This window comes from Phytoactinopolyspora limicola, assembly GCF_011320225.1.
GTDB classification, from domain to species: domain Bacteria; phylum Actinomycetota; class Actinomycetes; order Jiangellales; family Jiangellaceae; genus Phytoactinopolyspora; species Phytoactinopolyspora limicola.
On sequence record NZ_JAAOEN010000002.1, the window covers coordinates 438048 to 460544 of the forward strand.

Sequence of the window (22497 nt, forward strand, 5' to 3'; positions counted from 1 at the left end):
AAGTTGACGTTCGCGATTGCAAATGCTTATGGTGAATTCGCAATCGCAAACGATCGAAGGTTTGGATGATGGCAAACAACCGCAACCAACTCCTCGGCATGTTGGCCGCAGCCGTCCTTACTGGCACCGCGGCAATGCCGTTCCTGGCCCACCCGGCCCACGCCGACCAATCAACCAACCAGGACAACACTGGCCGCCTGCAGCTGGTCATGGACGCTTCCGGCTCTATGGCTGAACCCACCGGCGACGACGCGGGCACCACCCGCATCGAGGCCGCCAAGTCGGCCCTCAACACCCTGATCGACGACCTCCCGGACAACGCCCATGTCGGACTGCGAGTCTTCGGATCAGAAGTCTTCAGCTCCTCCGATCCCGGCGCATGCGAAGACTCGGTGCAAGTCGTCGAGCCCGCCACCGACAACCGCGACAATTTGCGCGCCGCCGTCGCCGACTACGAGCCCTACGGCGAAACCCCCATCGGATACGCACTCCAGCAGGCCGCCAACGACCTCGGTACCGAGACCCAACGCACCATCGTGCTCGTCTCCGACGGTGAACCGACGTGCGACCCGGACCCCTGTGAGGTCGCCGCCGATCTCATCAGCCGGGGCTACAACATGCGCATTCACGTCGTCGGATTCGATCTCGACGAAAACGCGCGGGCAACCATGGAATGCATCGCCGACAACGGCGGCGGGGTGTACTACGACGTCTCCAACGCCGACGAGCTCGCCAATGCCCTCACTGAGGTCTCCACTCGCGCCTTCGAACCGTTCGAGTTGAAAGGCGAGCGCATCACCGGCGGCGCCACCATTGCCGAAGCCACCCCCATCGAGCCGGGCCAGTACATCGACACCTTCGCCAACGACGGACGGTCGTATGCCAACAACATCAAGCCGATCTACTATCGAGTGGATCGCAGCATGGCCGGCTCGACATTACACGCCGGGATCACGGCATCACTCACCGACGGGGATGGCCGCCCACAGAGCCGAGTCCGCATACTCACCGAGGATCGCGACATCTGCGGACTGGAGGCCTTACAGGAATCCTCGGACCACGGGCTACTTGGCATAGGCACCAACTCCACAGCACGCCTCATCCGCAGTGATGATTGTGAGAGCGTGGATTCCCTCATCATCGAGGTGGGCCAGGACGGCCTCTTCGGCGGTGCTGGACTGGCCGGCCAGGACTTCGAATTGGTCGTCTATGAAGAACCACCGACCACCAACTCCGACGAGCTGCCGGCATCGGAGATCGCTACTTGGCACGACATGAGCGCCGGCGAGCCGCGCGACGACATTGAGCCCGGCAATAGCTTCTCGTCCGCGCCGATTGTGGAGCCCGGAACCTACGAAATGTCAATGCTGCCCGGCGAAACCAAGGTCATCGCCGTCGACGCCGATTGGGGACAGCACGTCCAGGCGCTGATGGAGGTCGGCCCTGACGAAAAAGGCAGCTTCGGCACCGGCAGTTCGGCTCGGTACGACCTTCGGATTTTCGGCCCTTACCGAACCCTTCGGGACCGGAACTCCGTCACGGAAGGGCTGCCAGACTGGTCCGAGGAGCGCGGTGACATGAGATTCCGCCTAGGGGCGGCTACACCCTCCATCCGGCTACTCAACCGCGAGGCCCTCTACTGGGACGGTGTTCACGACGCAGTGATCCCGGGTCCCTACTTCATTGCCGTGACCGACAACCAAGACCCGGACGGTGGCAACGACCATCTGGTCGATTACACGCTGACCGTCGACGTCATGGGCGAGGCCGGCGCCGGTGCACCCACATACGACGGCGAGGGTGTCGGCGGCCTCCTCGGCTCCGACACAGCCGACGAACCAGCGACATCGGGCGACACGAATACCGACATCCCCAGCGACGATGACGAGACGGGCACTGACGACGATGCCGAGCAGCCGTCCCCAGGAGAAGATCAAGTCACGACTACACCGCCCTACCACGACATGACCACCAACACCGCGAGCGAAGCCAACGGCGGCTTGTCCATCTCACCCGGTGCGGTGATCCTCGCGGCCCTCGGCGGTGGGGCGCTCGTCGGCGGCGGATATATGGTCCGGCAAGCCCTTAAACGCAGCACTGCCTGAGCCGTTTCCGTAATCATGGGCACGTGACACCTCGCAGGCTTCTAGAGGGCTCACGTGCCCATGATCGACGTGGCGGCGCCTTCATGAGGAATGTCACGATCAGCCCGCTCATCGGTGAAATCTGGTGGACTAACCTGTAGCAGCAGGCCACGAGGAGGTCAGCCGAAGGGAGAGGTTGTGAAGCGCAGCATCACCAAGGTACTCATCGCCAACCGCGGTGAGATCGCCGTCCGGGTCGCCCGTGCCTGCCGAGACGCCGGAATCAGCAGCGTCGCTGTGTACGCCGACGGCGACCGCGACGCTCCGCACACCAGGGTTGCGGACGAGGCATACAGCCTCGACGGCGAGACCGGCACCCAAACCTATCTCGACATCCAGAAGCTGTTGGACGTCGCCGCCAGATCCGGTGCGGACGCGGTCCACCCCGGTTACGGGTTCCTCGCCGAGAACGCCGGTTTCGCTCAGGCCGTCATCGATGCCGGGCTCACCTGGATCGGTCCCCCACCGGCGGCCATCGAATCACTCGGCGACAAGGTGAGCGCCCGGCACATCGCGCAGCGTGCCGGTGCGCCCTTGGTGGCCGGTACCCCCGACCCCGTGGGCGGCGCCGAAGAGGTCGTCACGTTCGCGAAGGAACACGGCCTCCCCATCGCGATCAAGGCGGCCTTCGGCGGCGGCGGACGTGGGCTGAAGGTAGCCCGCACCCTGGAAGAGATCCCAGAGCTGTACGACTCCGCGGTGCGGGAAGCGGTGGCATCGTTCGGCCGCGGTGAGTGTTTCGTCGAGCGATACCTGGACCAGCCACGGCACGTCGAGACCCAATGCCTGGCCGACCAGCACGGCAACGTCGCGGTGATCTCCACCCGCGACTGCTCGTTGCAGCGCCGGCACCAGAAGCTGGTGGAAGAGGCTCCGGCGCCGTTCCTCTCGGAGGCCCAGAACACTCAGCTCTATCAAGCGTCCAAGGCCATCTTGCGCGAGGCCGGCTACGTCGGCGCCGGTACCTGCGAGTTCCTGGTGGGCGCCGACGGCACCATCTCGTTCCTGGAGGTCAACACCAGGCTTCAGGTGGAGCACCCGGTCACCGAAGAGGTCACCGGCATCGACCTGGTGCGGGAGATGTTCCGCATCGCCGAGGGAGAAGAGCTCGGATACGACGATCCGCCGGTGCGCGGGCATTCCATCGAGTTCCGGATCAACGGCGAGGACCCGGGCCGCAACTTCCTGCCCGCTCCGGGCCGGGTGACGACCTTCGTGCCACCGTCCGGGCCCGGTGTCCGGGTCGACGCCGGCATCGAACCCGGCAGTGTCATCGGCCAGAACTTCGACTCCCTGCTGGCCAAGCTGATCGTCACCGGCGCCGACCGTACCCAGGCGATTCAACGGGCTCGCCGGGCGCTTGCGGAGTTCCAGGTCGACGGGCTGGCCACCGTCGTCCCGTTCCACCGGGCGGTCCTCGACGACGACGCGTTCGCACCGGCCGATCCGCACACGCCGTTCCAGGTACACACCCGGTGGATCGAGACCGAGTGGAACAACACCCTGCAACCGTATTCGGGCGGCACTGACGCTACCGACGACACCGCGTCCCGGGAACGGATCACCGTGGAGGTCGGCGGTAAACGGCTCGAGGTGGTGCTTCCGGCCGGTCTTGGTGCCGGTACGGCGGCGTCGGGCCAAACTGCCGCCCGCAAACCGGCACGCCGGCAGTCCGGTGCTGCTGCCACCGCCACCAGCAGCAGCGACGCTCTCGTATCGCCTATGCAGGGCACCATCATCAAAGTGGTCGCGGACGAGGGCCAGCAGGTTGCCGAGGGAGACGTCATCGTGGTCCTCGAGGCGATGAAGATGGAACAGCCGCTCACCGCACACAAGGCCGGCGTGGTCACCGGACTCGACGCCACCATCGGCGCCACCGTCGCCAACGGGTCGGCCATCTGCACCATCACCTCGGAGTAGAGCTACCAGTCAAGACGGAGGCGATACCCGGCGGTGGGCTACGTCACGCAGACGGTGCGGCAGCGGCTGATCAGGGCCGTCGCTTCCGTCGTGGCTACGTTCGTCGTGGCCAGTGTCGCGGCCGGCGTGATGGGTGGCGTCATTGATGGCGCCGCAGCAGCGCAACCAGCGCACACCACCGCCGACACCGGCCCCGGGATCAGCTCGTTGCACAACCGGGTCGATCAGATCGTGCACCACCTCGCCGACGACCCTGTGTATGTGGACCGGGCTATGGGCAACGGAGATGCCGAGGCCCTCCGGGCAGCCCTGCGGGCCGAGATCGACGCCCTGCCGTATCCGGCGTACGCCGTGCTGGTCCACTACGTTCCGGGCGACGATCTGCTCCGAGACGGCTCCGGGGGCAGCGCCGATCCGGCGGAGCTTGCCGCCCTCCTGCACCGACGGCTCGGCGAGGACGGCGTATACGTCGTGGGAATCGAATATGCCGTGAGCGGCATAGCCGCCGGCGTCGACGTCCCCGATCCGGCCCGGTCGTGGCTGGCCATCCATGACGCCGCCCAGGCTGCCGAGGTCACGTTGAGTCCCGGTGCCCAGGCCGTCGCCCAGCTCCGGCTGACCTCATGGGTAGACGACCTCGTCTCACCCGAGGCCGACGCCGCGGCCGCGGAGATCATCGACGAACTGCTGACCCAGCCCGTCATGGTGGTCACCGAGGTCGACTTCCGCTCGTTCTCCGCTCAACGCGAACTCACCACACCTCCGTGGCCCACATCCAGCCGCGACGACTCCTACCTCGGCACCGGCTTCATCGTCGCCATCGTCGTCGCCGCGCTGGCCAACGTGGTGCTCGGGCGACGCGCGGCGGGCCGGGCGATCACCGGCTCGCCCACCGACATCGGCCCAGCACGCGAGCGGCTGGCCACGGCGCTCGCTTCTATCGACGGATGGAAGACCGACGTATCCGGTCCGGACGGTTCAGCCGTACCGCCGGTGGCATGGAGAGCCGCCGACGCCGCCCGACGGCTGCGGGACAGTACCGACCCGGCCGACATCATGGGTGCGGCAGTGCTGGCCGAACATGCCGTGTACGCCGCCTCACACACCGATCCGCCGCCCGGCCCACAGCCCTGTTTCCTCCACCCCTTGCACGGACCGCACCGCACCACCGCCGAGCTACCCGGCCAGCGCCAGCAGGTCCGGGTCCCGGTCTGCCAGCGCTGCGCCGACGACCTCTCGAAGGATCACCAGCCGGATGTGTTCCGGCTACGGCGCGGCTGGCGGGTCATTCCGTACTACCGCCGGCCCGACGTGTGGGCGGTGTCCGGCTACGGCTCCCTGCGCGCCGACCTCCCTGACCTGGTCTTGGCCGGCGCCCGCGCGGGAACTCCGCTCCCTGGGAGGTTGGCACATGAGCCCCGATGAGCAGGAGTCGCAGACACCCGGGCAGCGCAGCCACCTCCTCCCCGCCATTGCCATCGGGCTCGTGGCGGGCGTGCTCGCTGGTGCCCTCGACTGGAACTCCAGCCGGGAACCCGCGGACGAACGGCCGGATCGCAGCTGGGCCACCCGGCAGGAACTGGCCGACTACGCCGACCTTCCACCGGCCGACGACCGCATCCTCGAGGCCGCTGCCGCGTTGGAGGAGGCACCGCTGTACGTCGATCCGGCGCTGTCCCACATGTTGCCGCCCGACGAGCGGGCCGCGGTGATCGAGGCACTCGACGCGGGGCCGCCGATCTACGTCGTCATCGCCCCGTTCATCCGGCAGGACGGCATGGGTGGCAACACCGACGCCGCCGTGATCGCACTCTCCGACGAGGTCGGCCGGGACGGACACTACGTCATCATCGATCAGGACCGGCACGCGTCGTCGGTGGACCGCTACGGTGACGCGCTCACCTGGCTCGGCGCCTCCGTCTACGATGGTCGCTTGTCCAGCGTCATCCCCCGGATGTACCCGCCGGATCGTCGTACTCAGTGGATCCCCGAGGACAATGATGTCGACTGATCGCGTCGCCTCCATCGCCGACCACCTCGCAGAGTCGCCGGTGTACGTCGAGCCTGGTGCACTGCCCGCCGAACATGTTCAGTCGATCACCGAGATGGTCGAGGACTCTCCCGTCCCTATCTACGTGGTGTATCTGCCGCTGCGCTACGACGACGAGTTCAACGGCAGCGCCGGGCAGTTGCTCACCCTCGTCCACGACCAGCTCGGTGCCGACGGCGTCTACGTGTCGATCGATTCGCTGGACGTGCTCACTGCCCGCACCCACGGCGTATCCAGCCAGTACGACGCGGCGCGGGTCGCGCATCAAGAGGACACGCACGTCGGCAAGATCGAGCGGTTCGTGGAACTGGTCGCCACGGGCACCGGCGAGCAGGCCTACCGAGAGTTGCGTGACTCTCGTTCGTCGAGTTCGTCGGAGTCGTTCACCGAGGGTGTCGCGGCGGCGGCCGGCGGTGTCGTGGTCTTCGCCGTCGTCGGCGCCATTATCTGGGCCTTCGCCTACCGGGCCAAGATCCGGCGGGACAGCCGGCGAGTAGCCCGGGCGTACAGCGTGCCGGCCCATGTACTCGACGCGGTTCGTGGTGCCCGCTCGGAGGCCGTCACCGAGCAAGCCCGCAGCACCATCCTGGCCCTCGGAGAGGAGCTGGAGCGTACCGACGTTCCTCCCGGCGGCAGCGCACTAACCGAGTATCGGGCCGCGTTGGACGCCTACGACGCCGCCGGACGCACCCTGGACCGGCAGCAGAACCTCGCCGACATAGTCGGCGCGCTGGTACTGGCCGAGACCGGTGAAGCGCACCTGCGGCGCACCGCGGGCCGCGACGCCCTGCGCCGGCGCCCACGGCCCCGGCCGTGTTTCTTCAATCCGCTCCACGGCGCTGCCCAGCGCGACGTCCGGCTTCCCGGCAGCGCTGCCGGGTCGGTAGGTGCGTGCGGCGTCTGCGCCGAGCAGGTGGACAGCGACGTACAGCCGGATACGCTCCAGGTCACCGTCGGCGGCCAGGACGTCCCCTACTACGAGTCCGGCCTGGAGCCCTGGGCGTCCACCGGCTACGGCGCACTCCGCGCCAACCTCGTCGAACGTGTCCTCACCGGCCAATGAACCTCGTGGTGGTGGCCGGTCCAGGTCGCCGGGTCAGCGCGGCTGACGTCATCGGCGCCCGTATCGTTGCTCAAGCCACCTGACGGCGAAGGTGACGATGCCAGCGGCGTCGACAAGAACACTGGGCGCCTGGCCGATCTGGCCCTGGTTTCCCGCTCCGGTGGCGAGATACTCCTCGACGATGAGCCGAAAGTAGTCGTCCGCTGGCCCCTCGACAACTGGATCGCTGGTGTCGAACTCCTCGACCGTCCGCCAGGTCACCCCACCCGCCGGGCTGAGGAGGGGGTATTCGACCCGGACTCGGCGTTTGCCGGGCAGATCGGCGAGATGTTCGGCATGGTGCAGAAGGGTCATCGTGTCGAGTGGTGCACCCACCATCACCACCTGGCCGCCCGTCTCGACCAGCCGTGCGAACGGTGATCCTTCCCCGTAGCCGAAGTCAAGAGGGTGCGAGGTGACGAACTCCTCCGCGCGTGCGCCGAGGGCGGCCACCGATGCACCGGGGTTGCCGCTGCGCCGCACGCCTGGCCGGGTCCCGATGGTCGCGGCGATGATGCCGTGGCTGCGGGATGGACGGGCGGTCGCCGGGTCGAAGGGCGGCACGTGCGCGCGCAGATGATCCACGACCCGACCGTCGTCATCCCAGATGTCGACCGCAAGCTCCCAGTCCTGATAGCTCAACAGCGTTCCGTCGGGTCCGATGACGTCGAGGACCGCGTCCACGAGGGTGTCCGGCCCGCCGAGAACCGGTCCGACGCGGCTGAACGCAGCGTGGATCATCACCGCATCACCGGCGCCCAGGCCGAGGTCGCGGATGTCTTCGGCGAGCCTCGATCGGGTCAGCACAGTGGACTGTGGTTTCTCGTCCATGGGTTCATTCTGGGCCATCGTGGCTTCTTGCTGCGCATACACCGGCGGCTCAATGTGGTGCCGCGGAACATGATGGCCGGTGTCCGACGTTATGGGCTGACACGTCTCCAATCAGGTACCCGCCATCGAGGAGTGCCCTATGCCGCCCCTGTCCGATCACGCCCGTTCGCTGTTCTCCCGGCCGATACTCGGCTGGGCCACCGCGATCCGTCCCGACGGCTCACCACACAACTCCGTGGTCTGGCTGGACGTGGAAGACGACGACACCGTGCTGTTCAACACTGCCCTGGACCGTGCCAAGGAACGTTTCCTGCGGCACAACCCGACGGTGTCGGTGAGCGTCCTGGATCCCGACCACCCCTTCAGCTGGGCCAGCGTCAGCGGCGCGGCGACGTTTAGCGCCGACGACGGCGCCGAGGTGATCAACCAGCTGGCGCACAAGTACACCGGGCAAGACTTCCGGGACCTGGCCGACGACGAACGACGGGTTACCGTCCGGATCAAGGTGACACATCTCGTGGAGCAGACCGGCCCTTGAGTCCCCTCCCCCCTCACCGGTCCCCCCCTCACCGGTCCCCCCTCACCCGTGATCATCGCCCCATTTCTGCCCCCGCTCCCGGTGATCGTCGCCGGATTTGGGTCGCCATAGCGACACGATTCTGCCGACGATCACCGGGGTGGAGCGACACGATCCTGCTGACGATCACGGGGGGCAGGGGGTACGGCGGCCGCCGACGTTTCATGCCGCATGCCAGGCGCGGGCGAGCGCGTGCACCGTTCGAGCATCGGCGACACCGTCAGCCCGCAGGTCACGGCCCCGCTGGAACACGGCCACGGCGCGTGTCGTCGCCGGATTCGGCCGGCCGGTCGCCTGGTCCGGATGCAGGCGGCCGAGTTCGACGAGGATCCGTTGCAGGGACGCCGGGTCCGCGTCGGGGTTGTGCGCCCACCCGGATAGCCGACTCGACGCGGTCTCAAAGGCGGCGCGCAATGCGGCGAGGATGCGCGGTAGCCAGGTTGTGGCGCGCTCCCGCTCGGCTGGGACGACCGGTATGGCGTGGGTAACCATGGTGCCCTCCTGTTCAGTGCGACTGACACCATCCATCGTGCCGGGGCAGACCCGTCAAAACGTCTGGCCGGCGGATGATTCACCAGGTCAGACCCGTCTGGCCGGGGTATGACCCGCAGTCACGGAGGGTCAACCCGGGGCATGAGCCACCCCTGATGATCAACACCAGGGTCGACCCCGACGCCTAGGCCCGGAACACCGTCACCCGCGCCGAACCCAAGGCCCGGAACGACGTGCCTGAAGCGGTCAACCGGCGCGATGACACGTGGTGTTCTTCACCCCGGACCGGATGTAGCACGCGATCAGCAAGAAGTGGATGATGGAGGTATGTCGAACGCGTGGGACGAAGCCGGGCAAGCACTACGCAACTCACGCCTCTATGTCCATCCCGACGCCGAGGCCGAACTGGCGGCGGCCGACATCCCTTTCACCTCCGGTGACCAGAACGAGGCCCGCTCACATCTCGACGACGCCGCGGTGCCCATCTGGGTTGCCATCCTTCCGGTCGAGGCGAAGGCCGCCAGCCGCGCTCCGCGCGATATCGCTAATGCTGTCGGGCAGCAAGGTACCTACGTCGTCTTCCTCAGCAACGGGGAGGGTGACGCCGTCTCAACCGCTATCAACGGCGTCCGCCAGGTCGCCCACGGCGCGGCCGACTTCGGCACCAACACCCTGGAGTTGATCGAGCACAGCGTCAACCAGATCGAGCGGTTGGCGGAGAACCAGGCCGGTGCGGGCACCGGAGCCGGGGGCGCCACCACCCGCCCGCGCGGCGGCGGTGGCGGGATGCTGCCGCTGGCCATCCTGGTAGCGGCCGGTGGTGGAGGTTACCTGCTCTACCGCCGCAATCGGCGCAACCGCGAACGGGTCGAACTCGACCAGGTGCGTAATGCCCTCGACGAAGACATCACCGCCTACGGCGAGCGCCTGTCCGAACTGGACCTGGACGTGCAGGCAGACTCGGCCGTCCCGATCGAGGCTCGGCAGGAATACGGCCGAGCGCTCGACCTCTACGAGAACGCGAAGATGTATGCCGACCGGGCCGAGAAGGCCGAAGATCTCAAGCCGGTCACCAACGCACTCGAGGAGGGCCGCTGGCTGCTCGGCTGCGTCCAAGCCCGGATGAGCGGCGACTCCCTGCCCGAACGCCGCTCGCCGTGTTTCTTCGACCCCGGTCACGGCCCGTCGGTCGAGGACGTGTCGTGGGCGCCGCCCGGCGGTGTGCCGCGCCTCGTTCCGGCGTGCGCTGCCGACGCCATGCGGGTTAAACAAGGGCTGGACCCGGACGTCCGCCTCGTCCGCGCCGGCGACGGTGAGCGCCGCCCGTACTGGGAGGCCGGTCCCGCCTACGGCGGCTGGGCGGCCGGCTACTTCGGCGCGGTCCTGCCGGCCATGATGGTCGGCACCATGCTCGGTTCGGCGATGGCCGCGCCAATGGCTTACGGAGCTGGTGCCGGTGGTGAGGGTGGCGGCGACTTCGGCGGCGGATTCGACGACGGTGGCGGCGACTTCGGCGGCGGATTCGACGGTGGCGGCGGCGACTTCGGCGGCGGATTCGGCGGCTTCGAGTTCTGACCGCCTGTGACGGCGGCAGGTGCGTACGCCGCATGACACCCGAGACGGTCTCGGTGCTCGCGGCCCGTCAACAGCCTCCGGACGACGGCGAGTTCACCTGCGACGATGCTGATACCGCGGCGATGGACAGCCAGCTCATCCGGCCACTATCACTAGCGGTGTGGGAAGACCGGCTCCTGGTGGCTGACTACGGTTGCCACAGCGTCCTGCAGTTGCCGCTGCCGACCAACAACAGCTCGATCGTTCCGACAGCCCAAGCGCTGCCCCCGCGATAGACAGCCGACGGAACACTCGTCGTGCCGAACACGGGAGACCGCGTGGGACTGACGCCTACCGCTACCAGCGCGCTGCTCAGCCGCGGTGCCGCAGCCGGCGAGCAGCCTCGGCCACCGAGCCGGACAGCGACGGGTACACCGTGAACGCGCGGGCCAGCTGGTCGACGGTCAAGGACGCCTCGACCGCCAGCGAGATCGGGTAGATCAGCTCACTCGCCCGCGGCGCGACCACGACTCCGCCGACGACGATCCCGGTGCCCGGCCGGCAGAAGAGCTTCACGAAGCCGTCCTTGATGCCCTGCATCTTCGCCCGCGCGTTGGTGGCCAGTGGGAGCTTCACCGCCCGCGCGTCGATCTCGCCCGAGTCGACGGCAGCCTGACTCCAGCCCACCGTGGCGATCTCCGGCGCGGTGAAGACGTTGGCGGCGACGGTCTTGAGGTCCAGCGGACGGACCGCGTCGCCCAGGGCGTGCCACATCGCGGTGCGGCCCTGCATAGCCGCCACCGAGGCGAGCATCAGCACTCCGGTGCAATCTCCCGCGGCGTAGACACCGCGTCCGGAGGTCCGCGACACCTTGTCGACCGTGATGAAACCTTGTTCGTCGACCGCTACCCCGCACTCGGCCAGGCCGAGACTCTCGGTGTTGGGCACCGAGCCGACCGCCATCAGGCAATGTGTGCCTTCGACGGTGCGTCCGTCGGAGAGCGTCACCACCACACCGTCACCCACCCGTTTCACCGATGCTGCCCTCGACCGCGACAACACGGTGAGCCCGCGGCGGGCGAAAACGTCCTCCAGCACCAATGCGGCGTCGGCGTCTTCGCCGGGTAGCACTCGGTCGCGAGACGATACGAGTACGACGTCGGAACCCAACGCGTTGTAGCCGCTGGCGAACTCCGCGCCGGTCACCCCGGAGCCCACGACGATGAGCCGCTCCGGCAACTCCTGGAGGTCGTACACCTGCTCCCAGGTGAGGATCCGTTCACCGTCGGGCTCTGCGTCGCGCAGTACACGTGGGCGGGCCCCCGTGGCCACCAACGCGACGTCGGCGACGAGTTCGTCGGTGCCGCCGTCGTTGAGGTCGACCAGGACGCGATCACCGGGAGCGAGCCGTCCAGTTCCGCGGACGATCCGCACACCTGCGCGCTCCACCGTGGCGGTGGTGTCGGCGGACTGGGCCGCGGCGAGCCGTTGCACCCGGGCATTAACTCTGGCCAGGTCCACCCGCACCGCGTCGTCGCCGAGCACCACGCCCAGCTCGGAGGACTCCGCGGCGTCGGTGGCGACCTCGGCGGTGGCGATCAGCGTCTTGCTTGGCACGCAGTCGGTGAGCACGGTGGAGCCGCCGACGCCGTCGCGGTCGACGAGTGTCACCTCCGCGCCGAGTTGAGCGGCCACCAGCGCCGCTTCGTATCCGCCAGGACCGCCACCGAGGATCGCCACACGTGTCACCCCGCCATTCTGGCGCACGGTCGTGCATCTGGCCCGTTCGGGCGGGGTCGTCGGTGGTGCCAGCGGGCAAACCGCGCCGCGGGACGGTAGCGTCTGCCGCGTGTCCGAGAACATTTCCGCCCATGACCTCGCTCGCTCCGCGGCCAGCCAGCTGGCCGAGCTGACCGGTGTACCGTCGCACGACGTTGCCTTGGTGCTCGGTTCCGGCTGGGGAGGCGCCGCCGAACTGATCGGCGAGACCGTGGCCGAGATCCCGGCCGCCGACATCAGCGGGTTCACCACCTCCGCCGTGGCCGGACACGCCGGCACCATCCGGTCGATCCGGGTCGCCTCGGCCGCTGGCGAGCCCACCCGGCATGCGCTGGTCTTAGGGGCCCGCACCCATCTCTACGAGGGGCACGGGGTGCGGGCCGTCGTGCACGGCGTCCGCACAGCGGCAGCGGCCGGCGCGCGCACCCTCGTGCTCACCAACGGCTGCGGCGGCCTGAACCCGGAGTGGGCACCTGGCACTCCAGTGTTGATCAACGACCACATCAACCTCACGGCCACGTCGCCGCTGGAAGGCGCCACGTTCGTGGACCTGACCGACCTGTATGCGACCCGGCTGCGGGCGCTGGCCCGCGAGGTCGATCCGTCGCTCGCCGAAGGTGTCTACGTACAGTTCCGGGGCCCGCACTACGAGACCCCGGCCGAGATCCAGTTCGCCCGGCGTATCGGTGGCGACCTCGTGGGTATGTCCACGGCGCTCGAGGCGATCGCGGCCAGGGAGGCGGGTATGGAGGTGCTTGGTATCTCGCTGATCACCAACCTGGCCGCGGGGATCAGTCCGGCGCCGCTCAGTCACGCGGAGGTCCTGGAGACCGGGCAGGCCGCGGCGCCGCGGATCAGCGCACTTCTCGCGGACATCGTCGCCCGCCTCACCCCATGATCATGAACACTTGTCCGGGTCCTAGCACGGACAAGTGTTCATGATCATGGGACGATGAGCTGATGGGCGAAGTTCTCTACGAGGCTCACACCTGGCTGGCCGACGATCCCGATCCGGCCACGCGTGCGGAGTTGCGTGCCATCATCGAACGCGCCGAAGACGGCGACAGCGCCGCCTTGGCGGACCTCGGTGACCGGTTCGCCGGCTTCCTGACCTTCGGTACCGCCGGCCTACGCGGCCGCCTTGGGGCCGGGCCGAACCGGATGAACCGCTCGGTTGTGCTGCGGGCCGCCGCCGGGCTGGCCCACTACCTCGTCGGGATGCGCGAACCGGTCCGGCCGGACCGGCACCGGGTGGTCATCGGATACGACGCCCGGCACGGCTCCCGGACGTTCGCAGTGGACAGCGCCGCCGTGTTCACCGCTGCCGGGATCGACACACTCGTCCTCCCGCGCGAGCTGCCCACGCCGGTGTTGGCATTCGCGGTGCGCTATCTCGACGCCGATGCCGGGGTGATGGTGACCGCCAGCCACAACCCGCCACACGACAACGGCTACAAGGTCTACCTCGGCGGGCCCGACGCCGGCTCCCAAATCGTCGCCCCGGTCGACGCCGAGATCGCGTCGTACATCAAGGATGTACATTTCACCGCGCACATTCCCCGGGCGGCCAGCGGCTGGACCGAGGTCGGCGACCACGTCGTCGAGGCCTATCTCGACGCGGCGGCCGCCATGGCCAGCTCACCAGCCCCCGGCACCAGTGGACGCGACCTCCGCATCGTGCTGACGTCCCTGCACGGCGTCGGCGGCGCCACTGCGGTCGAGGCGCTACGCCGCGCGGGGTTCCACGACGTCCACCCGGTCGCCGAGCAGGCCGAGCCTGATCCAGATTTCCCCACCGTGGAGTTCCCCAACCCGGAGGAGCCCGGCGCCATCGATCTAGCGTTGGCGCTCGCCAGCCGGCTCGACGCCGACCTCGTGGTGGCGAACGACCCCGACGCCGACCGGCTGGCCGTCGCCCTTCCCGGCCCGGCTTCGTCCGGAGCGGGCTCGTGGCAGATGCTGCACGGCGACGACGTCGGCACGTTGCTTGGGCTACACCTGGCGCGCCGGGGCGGACGTGAGCTGACAGCCTCCGGCGGGGTATTCGTCAACACCATCGTGTCGTCGCGGCTACTCGGCCGGGTCGCCACGGCGCACGGGATAGCCCACGCCGAAACACTCACCGGCTTCAAATGGATCTCCCGCGTGCCAGGCCTCGTCTACGGGTATGAGGAAGCCCTCGGCTACTGCGTCGACCCGGCAGCCGTTCGAGACAAGGACGGTATCTCGGCCGCGGTGCTCCTGGCCGAAATGGCAGCTGAAACGAAGTCCGCGGGCCACACGTTGTGGGACGTCCTGGACGACCTCGCCCGCGCCCACGGCGTCCACGCCACCGACCAGCTATCGATCCGGGTGGATGACCTCAAACTGATCACCGACACGATGCGCAGGCTGCGGAGGAACCCGCCGGCGGTGCTCGGCGGATCGGCGGTATCCACCGTGGACGATCTCCGAGACGGACTGGCCGGCCTGCCACCCACCGACGGACTCCGTTACCTCACCAGCGACGGCGCCCGGCTCATCGTGCGGCCGAGCGGCACCGAACCGAAACTCAAGTGCTACCTCGAGGTCGTCGTCGACGTGGCCGATGACATCGACGCCGCCCGAGTTGTTGCCGCCGAACAGCTGGCCGCGCTGCGCACCGACCTGGCCAGGTTGCTCCAGCTGTAACCGGCTCCGCCGATCGGTCGCACCCACCCGATGCGCCACAAGGAGGCTTACTGCCACCGGGCGTCGGCCACAAGGAGGCTTGTTGTCGCCCAGACAACAACAAGGAGGCTTACTGCACACCGGCGTCCACCACAAGGAGGCTTACTGCACTCCGGCGTCCACCACAAGGAGGCTGACGGCGGCCACGGCGGCATGAGGCATCGACGTGTGCAGTCCCACCTGGGGCAGCGAGACCGGTCAGGCCCGTAGACTCGACACCGTGACTGTGCTCGATCCAGCGCACGTAGCCGACGTGACCTCGTCCGAAGCATCCTTGCGCCGCTTCCTGTACGGGCTTCCCGGCGTTGATCAGGTGGGCGCCGAGGCCCGGGCCGCTACTCTGGCCACGCGGTCTATCAAAACCACCGCCAAGCAGTACGCGATCGACCTCGCCATCTCCATGATCGACCTGACCACACTCGAGGGACAGGACACCCCCGGTAAGGTCCGGGCGCTGTGCGCCAAGGCGCAACGCCCCGACCCGTCCGATCCAACCGTGCCCCCGGTGGCCGCGGTATGTGTCTATCCCGATCTCGCCGCCGTTACCCGCGATGCGCTCGGCGACAGCGGCGTCAAGGTGGCTAGCGTCGCAACAGGTTTCCCGGCGGGGCGCACCAGTCTCGAGGTTAAGCTGGCCGACACTCGAGCTGCCGTGGCCGCCGGCGCGGACGAAGTCGATATGGTCATCGACCGCGGCGCCTTCCTCGCCGGCCGATACGGCCAGGTGTCCGACGAGATCACCGCCGTCAAGGAAGCCTGCGGCGAGGCCCACCTCAAAGTGATCCTCGAAACCGGCGAGCTGGCCACTTATGACAACGTCCGGCGGGCATCGTGGCTAGCCATGCTCGCCGGCGCCGACTTCATCAAGACGAGCACCGGTAAGGTCGCCCCGGCCGCGACCCTCCCGGTCACGCTCGTCATGCTCGAGGCGGTCCGCGACTTCCGCGAGGCCATCGGGCGTCAGGTCGGCGTCAAACCGGCCGGTGGCATCCGCACCAGCAAGGACGCCATCCGTTATCTGGTGCTGGTCAACGAGACGGCCGGCGAAGACTGGCTGTCGCCGGACTGGTTCCGGCTCGGGGCGTCCAGTCTGCTCAACGACCTACTCATGCAGCGGCAGAAGATGACCACTGGTCGTTACGCCGGGCCGGACTACTTCACCCTCGACTAAGCCTGTTGCGCAGCTCGCCTTGAAGCCTGCGGCGGTGCCAGGTGACCATTCCCAGCCGATCAACGACACGCCTGTGGCGATGGCGGTCACCGCGGGGATCGGATATCGCATCCGCGATTGGGGAGCGTCAACCGTGAGTTCGACGATCTCGGTCCATGGCACCGCCCCGGGGCCCGCAGCGCTCCCGGACGCGTCGTCAGGGCCGGACTCACCATCAGGGAACTGGCCAGCACAGCGCACCGTCGCCGCGGTCATCACCAGATGACGAGATCCCGGGTCACCGAAGGTCAGCTGCCCGTCCTCAACCGCTGCGAATGCAACTCGGCGTGCGGTCATTCCTGCCCTTTCTCACCGCGTAGGCTCCCAGTGGGGTCATAACCTACACTCTGGCTGGGATTGACCGGGACATGCAGATGCTCTCAGCGGATACCACCCAGACGCTGCTCGGTCCGCACTGCACCAAGGACCTGCACGGTAGGCAGGACAGACGCGCACCGGCGGACTGCGTAGGTGAGCGCCATTCGATGATCTTCAAGGCTGAAGTCGGCAACTGCATCGGCGACGAGGAACGGCTCTACGTCGTGACTGAAGGCGTCGCACGCCGTAAGCATGCACCCGACGTGGGCATAGACACCACAGATCAGCAGCTGGTCCCGTCCGAGCTTCCGCATCGTCTCCAGCAGGCCGGTCCGGTGGAACGCGCTATACCGCCACTTCGTGATCACGACGTCATCGGACTCCGGGGCGAGCTCGCCGATGATCTCATTGTGCTCAGGTTCGGCCGTCATGCCCGGCCCCCAGAAGTCGCAGAGCAGGCCACGTTGGGCCGGCGACATTCCGCCGGGCTGTGCCGTGTAAGCCACAGGGACATCGGAGGAGCGCGCCGCCGATATGAGCAGACCTATATTGCCAACGAGCTCTCTATAAGGCGACTTCCTCGGGCGGAAGAAGTTCAGGAAGTAGCGCTGCATGTCGTGGACAAGCAGCAATGCCCGCGAAGTGTCGGGCCACCATGGCACCTGGTTCGCCGGAAGGTCGGCGGGCATCGGGTAAGGCCCGATCGTCGGAATCGGCATCACAAAACACCTTCCGAATAGGGTCAGAGTGAAGCTCCACCGTCCACGCACAGTTCCTGCATGGTGATGTGTCTCGCCCGGTCGGAGGCGAGGAAGGCCACAGCATCGGCCACATCGAAAGGAGACGCTAGCTTCCCCAGCGGAATCCCGGCGCGGTACGCCTCGGAGTCACCAGCGATGACGGATTCCGCTCCGTTCCCAGACGTCCACAAGGATCGTTGCATGGGCGTGTCGGTTGACCCCGGCGCCACGATGTTGCACCGGATACCATGCGGCGCCAGCTCTAGCCCTAAGCACCGGGTGAACATGGTGCTAGCCGCCTTCGATGCTGCGTATGCGGCCATGCCTGTCCGCGGCACGTGGGAGGCATTAGAACTCACCGTGATGATCGATCCCGACCGGCGGGGGAGCATGGCTCGGGCGACCGCGCGGGAGAAGTTGAACACTCCGGTGGCGTTGACGCTGAACACGTACGCCCAATCTTCGTCCGTCAGCTCTGTCGCCGGTGCCGTCCGCAGTACCCCGGCGACGTTCACCAGGATGTCCACGGCGCCCAGGTCGCGCTCGACCCGTTTAACCACGAGGTCCACCTGTGCGGGGTCGCGGACGTCGGCCACATAAGGGAGTGCTTCCGGCTCGATGCCTCTCACGACATCGTTCAGGCGATCACCGTCAACATCCACCGCGGCGATCCGCCCGCCACTACGTCCGAGGGTCCGCGCCACGGCGGCTCCGATCCCCTGGGCGGTTCCAGTGACCACAACAACGCGGCCCTCGATTCCCAGCTGATCCATGATTGCCTCCTCGTCAGTGATAGAGCAGCGCCTTGTCCCATTCCTCGTCGGCGCCGAACAGGCTGCGTGGCTTGACGACGTCATGGACCGCGGTGAGCGTCGCACGCGGCACCAGGGACCCCGCAGGCAACGCAGTGACCTCGCAGTACACGCCGTACGCCTCGTGGATCGCCGATGTCAGCGCATTGCGTGCCTCGTCATGGCGCCCGCACGGGACCTCGATCTGCACGCGTAGAACGTCAGGAGACGTCTTCGCCCTCCAGAACATGACCTCAAGATCGGCAGGGAGCCCGAACACCAACTCCTCCAGCCGGTACTGGGTAATCCGCGCTCCCTGGACGGGGTAGCCGAACGCGGCGCGTCCAAACACCCGGATCCTCGGGAGACCCCAGCCGCAGTCGCACGGGGCATAGGAGACCTCGACGTCGTCCTCCAGGTTGTAGCGCAGCAGCGGCATCGCCTCCCGGTACAGCGGGGTGACGACGAGCTGGCCGCGGCCCTCCGGCATGATCTCTGCACTGGCTGGATCGCGCACCTCGAAGATCGCGCGGTCGGCCCAGAGGTGCAGATGGCCCTGGTCGCACTCGCCGGCGAGGCTGCCGGTCTCGGTGGAGCCGTACTCTTCGACGACGGGGACTCCCCAGATCTCCTCGATCCGTCTACGCCGGGGCAAGCTCAGCGGCTCACCTCCGACGAACAAAGCACGCAGGGCCGGGAACTCCCGGTATCCGGCCTCCCTGGCCGCAGCCGCCCATAGCAGTGTTTCGGTCGGCATCGACCAGGTCAGCGTCACTCCCAGATCATGCAGGACCCGAACCACCCTCGAATACGGCATCGCCAGCGACCGGTTATCACCCGGAACCACCGCCGCACCCTGCAATCGGGCGGCGGCCTGTGCCAGATGCCCGGTGATCATGAGAGCGTACGGCGTGCGCACCAGGAAGGTGTCGTCGGGCGTGATCGGGATCCGTTTGCGGGCGTAGCGTTCGGCAAGGTCGGTCCAGTCGGCCTCGGTGTAGAAAGACGGCGTAGGTTGCCCAGCCGTCCCGCTCGACTCGTGGTAAGTGGCGACCCGGTCCATTCCGCAGGCGAGCATGCCGAACGGATAGCTGTCGCGCAGATCACGTTTGGTGGTACACGCAAGCGCGTTGAGGTCAGCACGCGTCCGCCCGACCGTAGGGATTCGGTCGGCGTAAAACGGCGAAGCAGCCGCGCGTTCAAGGACATGTGACAACCGCTCGTCCTGGAGCGCAGCGAGCTCAACGTACCCCTTCCAGTCACCGATCTGCGGCAGGTCAGTCATCGGTAACACCTCCGATGGAGAGCAGTGGGGCACCGTTGGTCCACGAGATCAGGCGCCATTGCTCTAGGCTGATATCGAGTGCGCGGTACTTGGCGAGTTCGACACCGGGGTCCTGTCCCGGGTACTCGGTCCCGAAGAGCAAGCGTTCGGCGCCAAGACGCTCCAGCGCAACGCGGACGACAGCCAGGTAACAGCCCGACGTCTCGGCGAAGACATTTCCGAGATCGGCGACGTCCTTGATCGCACCAAAGTCGATGCCGATGAAGCCGCAGTGCCCCAGCACGAACCGCACGGCAGGGAACTTCGACGCCAGGAAGGCCAGGTCACGCGAACCGCAGCCCGCACGGCCGAGGCTGACGATGTAGACCGCGTGCCCCACCGACTCGGCAACCTCGACGAGGGCGATCGTGCGTTCATCAGTGAGCGGAACACCGTGTACAGCCGGTGAGATCTCGACGCCGCAGAAGTCCGGCCCCCACGCGTGGTACTCGGACGGATCGCGGTGCGGGTTTGCAAAATACCGCGGCAGCAGGCGTCCGCCGGAGGCCGTGCAGGTGGCGAGCACCGCCTCGTTGTCAGCGTCGGATTCGATGTGACCGCCCCAGATGATCTGATCGGACAGGCGATACGGATCGATCACTCCTCCGGCGCTGACCACCGCCCGATCGATGCCGTGATAATCCATAGCGGCAAGCAGCCCGTCCATACCTCCGGGGTGCAGCCGTGCATGAAAGTCGAGGACCGGCATCGCGCTCACCTGGTACCGTTCTCGAACCCGGCCGCGTTCACGAACCGCACCTCATCAGCATGGACCCGCTGGGCGATCCGTCTCGCCATCAACCCCGGACTCGGCGCCTGAAAGACGTTACGGCCCATCGCTAGGCCCGCAGTTCCCGCCTGTAACGTCTCATCCACATAGTCCAGGATCGCGTCGGCATCGGCCTGTCGCGGGCCGCCTGCGACAACCACCGGTATGGGAACGGCGTCGACAATATCGCGCATGACATCCGGCGATCCTGCGTAGACGGTCTTAACGATGTCCGCGCCAAGGTCCGCAGCAACCGTCGCAGCGTGAGCGATCAGATCCGGATTCCGCGGATTCTCGATCTTCGGCCCTCGGGGATACACCATCGCGAGCAGCGGGACGTTCCACCGATCACAGGCCCCGGCGACAGTCCCCACGTCGGCGATCTGTCGCGCCTCGTCCATGGACCCGATGTTGAGGTGCACGCTCACCGCGTCGGCGCCCATGCGCAGCGCCTCCTCCACGCTGGCGACGAGGCGTTTGGCGTCCGGATCCGGGGCACACGCTGTGCTGGCGCTCAGGTGCATGATGAACGACGTTTCGGCGAAATGGGCATCGTTCACTTGTCGGGCACTGCCCTTGTGGAGAACAACCGCGTCAACGCCGTTGCCGGCGAGCCGACCCACAAGATCATCGAGGCTGCAGCCGCCAGTGATCGGACCATCGGTGATCGAGTGGTCTAGTGGCACGATGAAGATCCTGCCGCTAACCCGATGGAATAGCCGTCGCGTCCGGACCCCCTTGGCGAACGTAAGGTTGGCGACCATTGAACATTCCTCTCTTGTTCGGCTGGCCTGCGGTGACACTGACCAGTGAGCGGACCGGTCAGACCGGCAGACTCGACGGTTGCCCGGTCCCGACCTCAGTGAGTTCGAACTCCCGGTGCAACGCCTCCACGGCGTCGACCACGCGGTCGCCAGGCACCGTGACCGACAGCCGCGATTGTGATGTCGAGGTCCGGCCCACCGAAATACCCTTCGCCGCCAGCACGGAGATCAGTCGTGACATGTGTCCTGGCCGGGTGAGCAAGCCAACGCCGATCAGCGACACCTTGGCCATGTCCCCCTGGATCGTGACGCTCAGTTCGGGCGCTCCGTCCGACATAGCTCGGGCGAAGCTCTCGGCGTGCTCCCGGCTCGTGGTGAAGCCGAGACGGGGCTCCCCGGCGCATCCGGTCGAGCAATGGGTTACCTGATCGACTGGGATCGACCGTTGCGCAAGGACTGTGAGTACCTTCTCCGTCGGATCCTTACGGTCCTTGCCGGGCCGTACAACAACACCCGCGACGTCGGTCTCATGGGTGACCGCCATGACAGTGGTGTCCGTCTCCATCATGATGCTCTCTTCCTCCCCGACATCAGTGATCACTGTTCCGAGCTCTTGTGCCCGCGAGCTCCCCAGATGGATCTCCACACCTCGCAGAGCAGCAAGTTCGGCGGCTCGGGTGTGCAGAACCTTGGCGCCAGCAAAGGCCATTTCGGCCATAAGCGCCGTGTCCACGACCGGCAGCACACCGGCCGCGCGCACCAACCGCGGGTCGGCCGTGCAGACACCACCGACATCCGTAAAGATGGCGCAATGGCGCGCGCGTAATGCCGCGGCGAGAGCCACCGCCGTCGTGTCGGAACCGCCACGGCCGAGCGTGACGACGTCGCCCTCATCGTTGATCCCCTGGAATCCGGCGACGACCACGACCTCGCCGGCGTCCAGATGCCGGTAGATACGGCCGGTGTCAATCCCGGTAATCGTCCCGGCTCCTTGACGACCGGCGACGGTGATCCCGCACTGGCCTCCAGTGAGAGAGACGGACGGGACACCGAGCCGGCCCAGCGCAAGAGCCATCTGGGCGGCAGCAGCGGTCTCGCCCGTCGCCATCAGCTGGTCCGCCTCGCGCCGGGCGCGGACTGTCGCGACCCCCGCCCCACAAATCTCCTCGGCCAGCCGGATCAGCTGGTCGGTCGCGTCACCTCTCGCCGACACAACGACAGCCATACGCTTTCCCGAATGGTGGCTGCGGGCGACGCATTCGGCCGCCTGGAGCACCTGGTCGAGCGTCAGAAGTGAACTTCCGCCGTACTTCTGAACCAGAACGTCACCCATTCTCCGCGATTTCCTCCTGCCCAACTGATGTTTTGCTCAAGCCTCCGATTCGACGATGTGTGGATACATCACCGATTCACGGGATATGCC

The 22497-nt window shown here is 67.2% G+C and carries 20 protein-coding genes; 11 read left to right on the plus strand and 9 right to left on the minus strand.

Annotated elements, in window-relative coordinates:
• Window positions 1-68 precede the first annotated feature (68 nt).
• The 5 genes from G8760_RS07705 (at window position 69) to G8760_RS07725 (ending at window position 7177) form a co-directional block, all read left to right on the plus strand.
• The gene (locus tag G8760_RS07705) at window positions 69-2105 is read left to right on the plus strand and encodes a vWA domain-containing protein (RefSeq protein WP_166349272.1); all 2037 of its coding nucleotides are present in this window, start codon (window positions 69-71) and stop codon (window positions 2103-2105) included.
• A gap of 189 nt (window positions 2106-2294) precedes the next feature.
• The gene (locus tag G8760_RS07710) at window positions 2295-4064 is read left to right on the plus strand and encodes an ATP-binding protein (protein WP_166350008.1); all 1770 of its coding nucleotides are present in this window, start codon (window positions 2295-2297) and stop codon (window positions 4062-4064) included.
• Between the two features lie 33 nt (window positions 4065-4097).
• The gene (locus G8760_RS07715; RefSeq protein WP_166349275.1) at window positions 4098-5489 is read left to right on the plus strand and encodes a hypothetical protein; all 1392 of its coding nucleotides are present in this window, start codon (window positions 4098-4100) and stop codon (window positions 5487-5489) included.
• A complete protein-coding gene (locus tag G8760_RS07720; protein ID WP_166349278.1) occupies window positions 5476-6075 on the plus strand; it encodes a hypothetical protein in 600 nt (199 codons plus the stop codon). The genes G8760_RS07715 and G8760_RS07720 overlap by 14 nt, the downstream gene beginning before the upstream one ends.
• On the plus strand, window positions 6065-7177 hold the full coding sequence (locus tag G8760_RS07725; protein ID WP_166349281.1) for a hypothetical protein: 1113 nt from the start codon (window positions 6065-6067) through the stop codon (window positions 7175-7177). Before G8760_RS07720 ends, G8760_RS07725 begins: the two co-directional genes overlap by 11 nt.
• Window positions 7178-7225: 48 nt before the next feature.
• On the opposite strand, the gene aac(3) is transcribed toward G8760_RS07725, so the two are convergent.
• Complete coding sequence (gene aac(3) / locus G8760_RS07730; protein ID WP_166349284.1) at window positions 7226-8047, minus strand: aminoglycoside 3-N-acetyltransferase; 822 nt, start codon at window positions 8045-8047, stop codon at window positions 7226-7228.
• A 139-nt stretch (window positions 8048-8186) separates the two neighbouring features.
• Between aac(3) and G8760_RS07735 the strand changes: the two genes are divergently transcribed.
• Window positions 8187-8585 carry a PPOX class F420-dependent oxidoreductase gene (locus tag G8760_RS07735; protein ID WP_166349287.1) on the plus strand — a complete coding sequence of 133 codons (399 nt, stop codon included), beginning with the start codon at window positions 8187-8189 and terminating at the stop codon, window positions 8583-8585.
• Window positions 8586-8786: 201 nt separating this feature from the next.
• On the opposite strand, the gene G8760_RS07740 is transcribed toward G8760_RS07735, so the two are convergent.
• Window positions 8787-9116: a peptidoglycan-binding domain-containing protein gene (locus tag G8760_RS07740; RefSeq protein ID WP_166349290.1), complete on the minus strand. Its 330-nt coding sequence runs from the start codon at window positions 9114-9116 to the stop codon at window positions 8787-8789.
• A 327-nt stretch (window positions 9117-9443) separates the two neighbouring features.
• Here G8760_RS07740 and G8760_RS07745 point away from each other — a divergent pair, with 327 nt between their 5' ends.
• Together G8760_RS07745 and G8760_RS07750 are read left to right on the plus strand one after the other, a co-directional pair.
• A complete protein-coding gene (locus G8760_RS07745) occupies window positions 9444-10691 on the plus strand; it encodes a hypothetical protein (protein ID WP_166349293.1) in 1248 nt (415 codons plus the stop codon).
• Window positions 10692-10723: 32 nt separating this feature from the next.
• The gene (locus G8760_RS07750; RefSeq protein WP_166349296.1) at window positions 10724-10966 is read left to right on the plus strand and encodes a hypothetical protein; all 243 of its coding nucleotides are present in this window, start codon (window positions 10724-10726) and stop codon (window positions 10964-10966) included.
• Window positions 10967-11042: 76 nt separating this feature from the next.
• Here the strand turns inward: G8760_RS07750 and G8760_RS07755 are convergent, their stop codons facing one another.
• Window positions 11043-12419: an NAD(P)H-quinone dehydrogenase gene (locus tag G8760_RS07755; protein WP_207782121.1), complete on the minus strand. Its 1377-nt coding sequence runs from the start codon at window positions 12417-12419 to the stop codon at window positions 11043-11045.
• A 100-nt stretch (window positions 12420-12519) separates the two neighbouring features.
• Here G8760_RS07755 and G8760_RS07760 point away from each other — a divergent pair, with 100 nt between their 5' ends.
• From G8760_RS07760 to deoC, 3 genes are all read left to right on the plus strand, one after another.
• On the plus strand, window positions 12520-13347 hold the full coding sequence (locus G8760_RS07760; protein WP_207782122.1) for a purine-nucleoside phosphorylase: 828 nt from the start codon (window positions 12520-12522) through the stop codon (window positions 13345-13347).
• Between the two features lie 62 nt (window positions 13348-13409).
• The gene (locus G8760_RS07765) at window positions 13410-15119 is read left to right on the plus strand and encodes a phospho-sugar mutase (protein WP_166349303.1); all 1710 of its coding nucleotides are present in this window, start codon (window positions 13410-13412) and stop codon (window positions 15117-15119) included.
• A gap of 259 nt (window positions 15120-15378) precedes the next feature.
• A complete protein-coding gene (gene deoC, locus G8760_RS07770) occupies window positions 15379-16329 on the plus strand; it encodes a deoxyribose-phosphate aldolase (protein ID WP_166349306.1) in 951 nt (316 codons plus the stop codon).
• Between the two features lie 419 nt (window positions 16330-16748).
• Here the strand turns inward: deoC and G8760_RS07775 are convergent, their stop codons facing one another.
• From G8760_RS07775 to G8760_RS07800, 6 genes are read right to left on the minus strand one after another with little or no spacing between them, the layout of a single operon-like run.
• Window positions 16749-17405, minus strand: a complete 657-nt coding sequence (locus tag G8760_RS07775) for an isochorismatase family protein (RefSeq protein ID WP_166349310.1) — start codon at window positions 17403-17405, stop codon at window positions 16749-16751.
• Between the two features lie 23 nt (window positions 17406-17428).
• Window positions 17429-18199, minus strand: coding sequence for a 2,3-dihydro-2,3-dihydroxybenzoate dehydrogenase (locus G8760_RS07780; protein WP_166349313.1), 771 nt, complete (start codon window positions 18197-18199; stop codon window positions 17429-17431).
• A gap of 13 nt (window positions 18200-18212) precedes the next feature.
• A complete protein-coding gene (locus tag G8760_RS07785) occupies window positions 18213-19502 on the minus strand; it encodes a phenylacetate--CoA ligase family protein (protein ID WP_166349317.1) in 1290 nt (429 codons plus the stop codon).
• Window positions 19495-20250, minus strand: coding sequence for an amidohydrolase family protein (locus G8760_RS07790; RefSeq protein WP_207782124.1), 756 nt, complete (start codon window positions 20248-20250; stop codon window positions 19495-19497). The genes G8760_RS07785 and G8760_RS07790 overlap by 8 nt, the downstream gene beginning before the upstream one ends.
• A gap of 5 nt (window positions 20251-20255) precedes the next feature.
• A complete protein-coding gene (locus G8760_RS07795; RefSeq protein WP_166349323.1) occupies window positions 20256-21074 on the minus strand; it encodes a 2-amino-3,7-dideoxy-D-threo-hept-6-ulosonate synthase in 819 nt (272 codons plus the stop codon).
• 58 nt (window positions 21075-21132) lie between these two features.
• On the minus strand, window positions 21133-22407 hold the full coding sequence (locus tag G8760_RS07800; protein WP_166349327.1) for an aspartate kinase: 1275 nt from the start codon (window positions 22405-22407) through the stop codon (window positions 21133-21135).
• Between the last annotated feature and the right edge of the window lie 90 nt (window positions 22408-22497).

Coding starts and splice junctions, on each gene's coding strand:
- G8760_RS07705 (WP_166349272.1), top strand. CDS start 69: ATGGCAAACAACCGCAACCAACTCCTCGGCATGTTGGCCGCAGCCGTC.
- G8760_RS07720 (WP_166349278.1), top strand. CDS start 5,476: ATGAGCCCCGATGAGCAGGAGTCGCAGACACCCGGGCAGCGCAGCCAC.
- G8760_RS07725 (WP_166349281.1), top strand. CDS start 6,065: ATGTCGACTGATCGCGTCGCCTCCATCGCCGACCACCTCGCAGAGTCG.
- G8760_RS07735 (WP_166349287.1), top strand. CDS start 8,187: ATGCCGCCCCTGTCCGATCACGCCCGTTCGCTGTTCTCCCGGCCGATA.
- G8760_RS07740 (WP_166349290.1), bottom strand. CDS start 9,116: ATGGTTACCCACGCCATACCGGTCGTCCCAGCCGAGCGGGAGCGCGCC.
- G8760_RS07745 (WP_166349293.1), top strand. CDS start 9,444: ATGTCGAACGCGTGGGACGAAGCCGGGCAAGCACTACGCAACTCACGC.
- G8760_RS07750 (WP_166349296.1), top strand. CDS start 10,724: ATGACACCCGAGACGGTCTCGGTGCTCGCGGCCCGTCAACAGCCTCCG.
- G8760_RS07765 (WP_166349303.1), top strand. CDS start 13,410: ATGGGCGAAGTTCTCTACGAGGCTCACACCTGGCTGGCCGACGATCCC.
- G8760_RS07775 (WP_166349310.1), bottom strand. CDS start 17,405: ATGCCGATTCCGACGATCGGGCCTTACCCGATGCCCGCCGACCTTCCG.
- G8760_RS07780 (WP_166349313.1), bottom strand. CDS start 18,199: ATGGATCAGCTGGGAATCGAGGGCCGCGTTGTTGTGGTCACTGGAACC.
- G8760_RS07785 (WP_166349317.1), bottom strand. CDS start 19,502: ATGACTGACCTGCCGCAGATCGGTGACTGGAAGGGGTACGTTGAGCTC.
- G8760_RS07790 (WP_207782124.1), bottom strand. CDS start 20,250: ATGCCGGTCCTCGACTTTCATGCACGGCTGCACCCCGGAGGTATGGAC.
- G8760_RS07795 (WP_166349323.1), bottom strand. CDS start 21,074: ATGGTCGCCAACCTTACGTTCGCCAAGGGGGTCCGGACGCGACGGCTA.
- G8760_RS07800 (WP_166349327.1), bottom strand. CDS start 22,407: ATGGGTGACGTTCTGGTTCAGAAGTACGGCGGAAGTTCACTTCTGACG.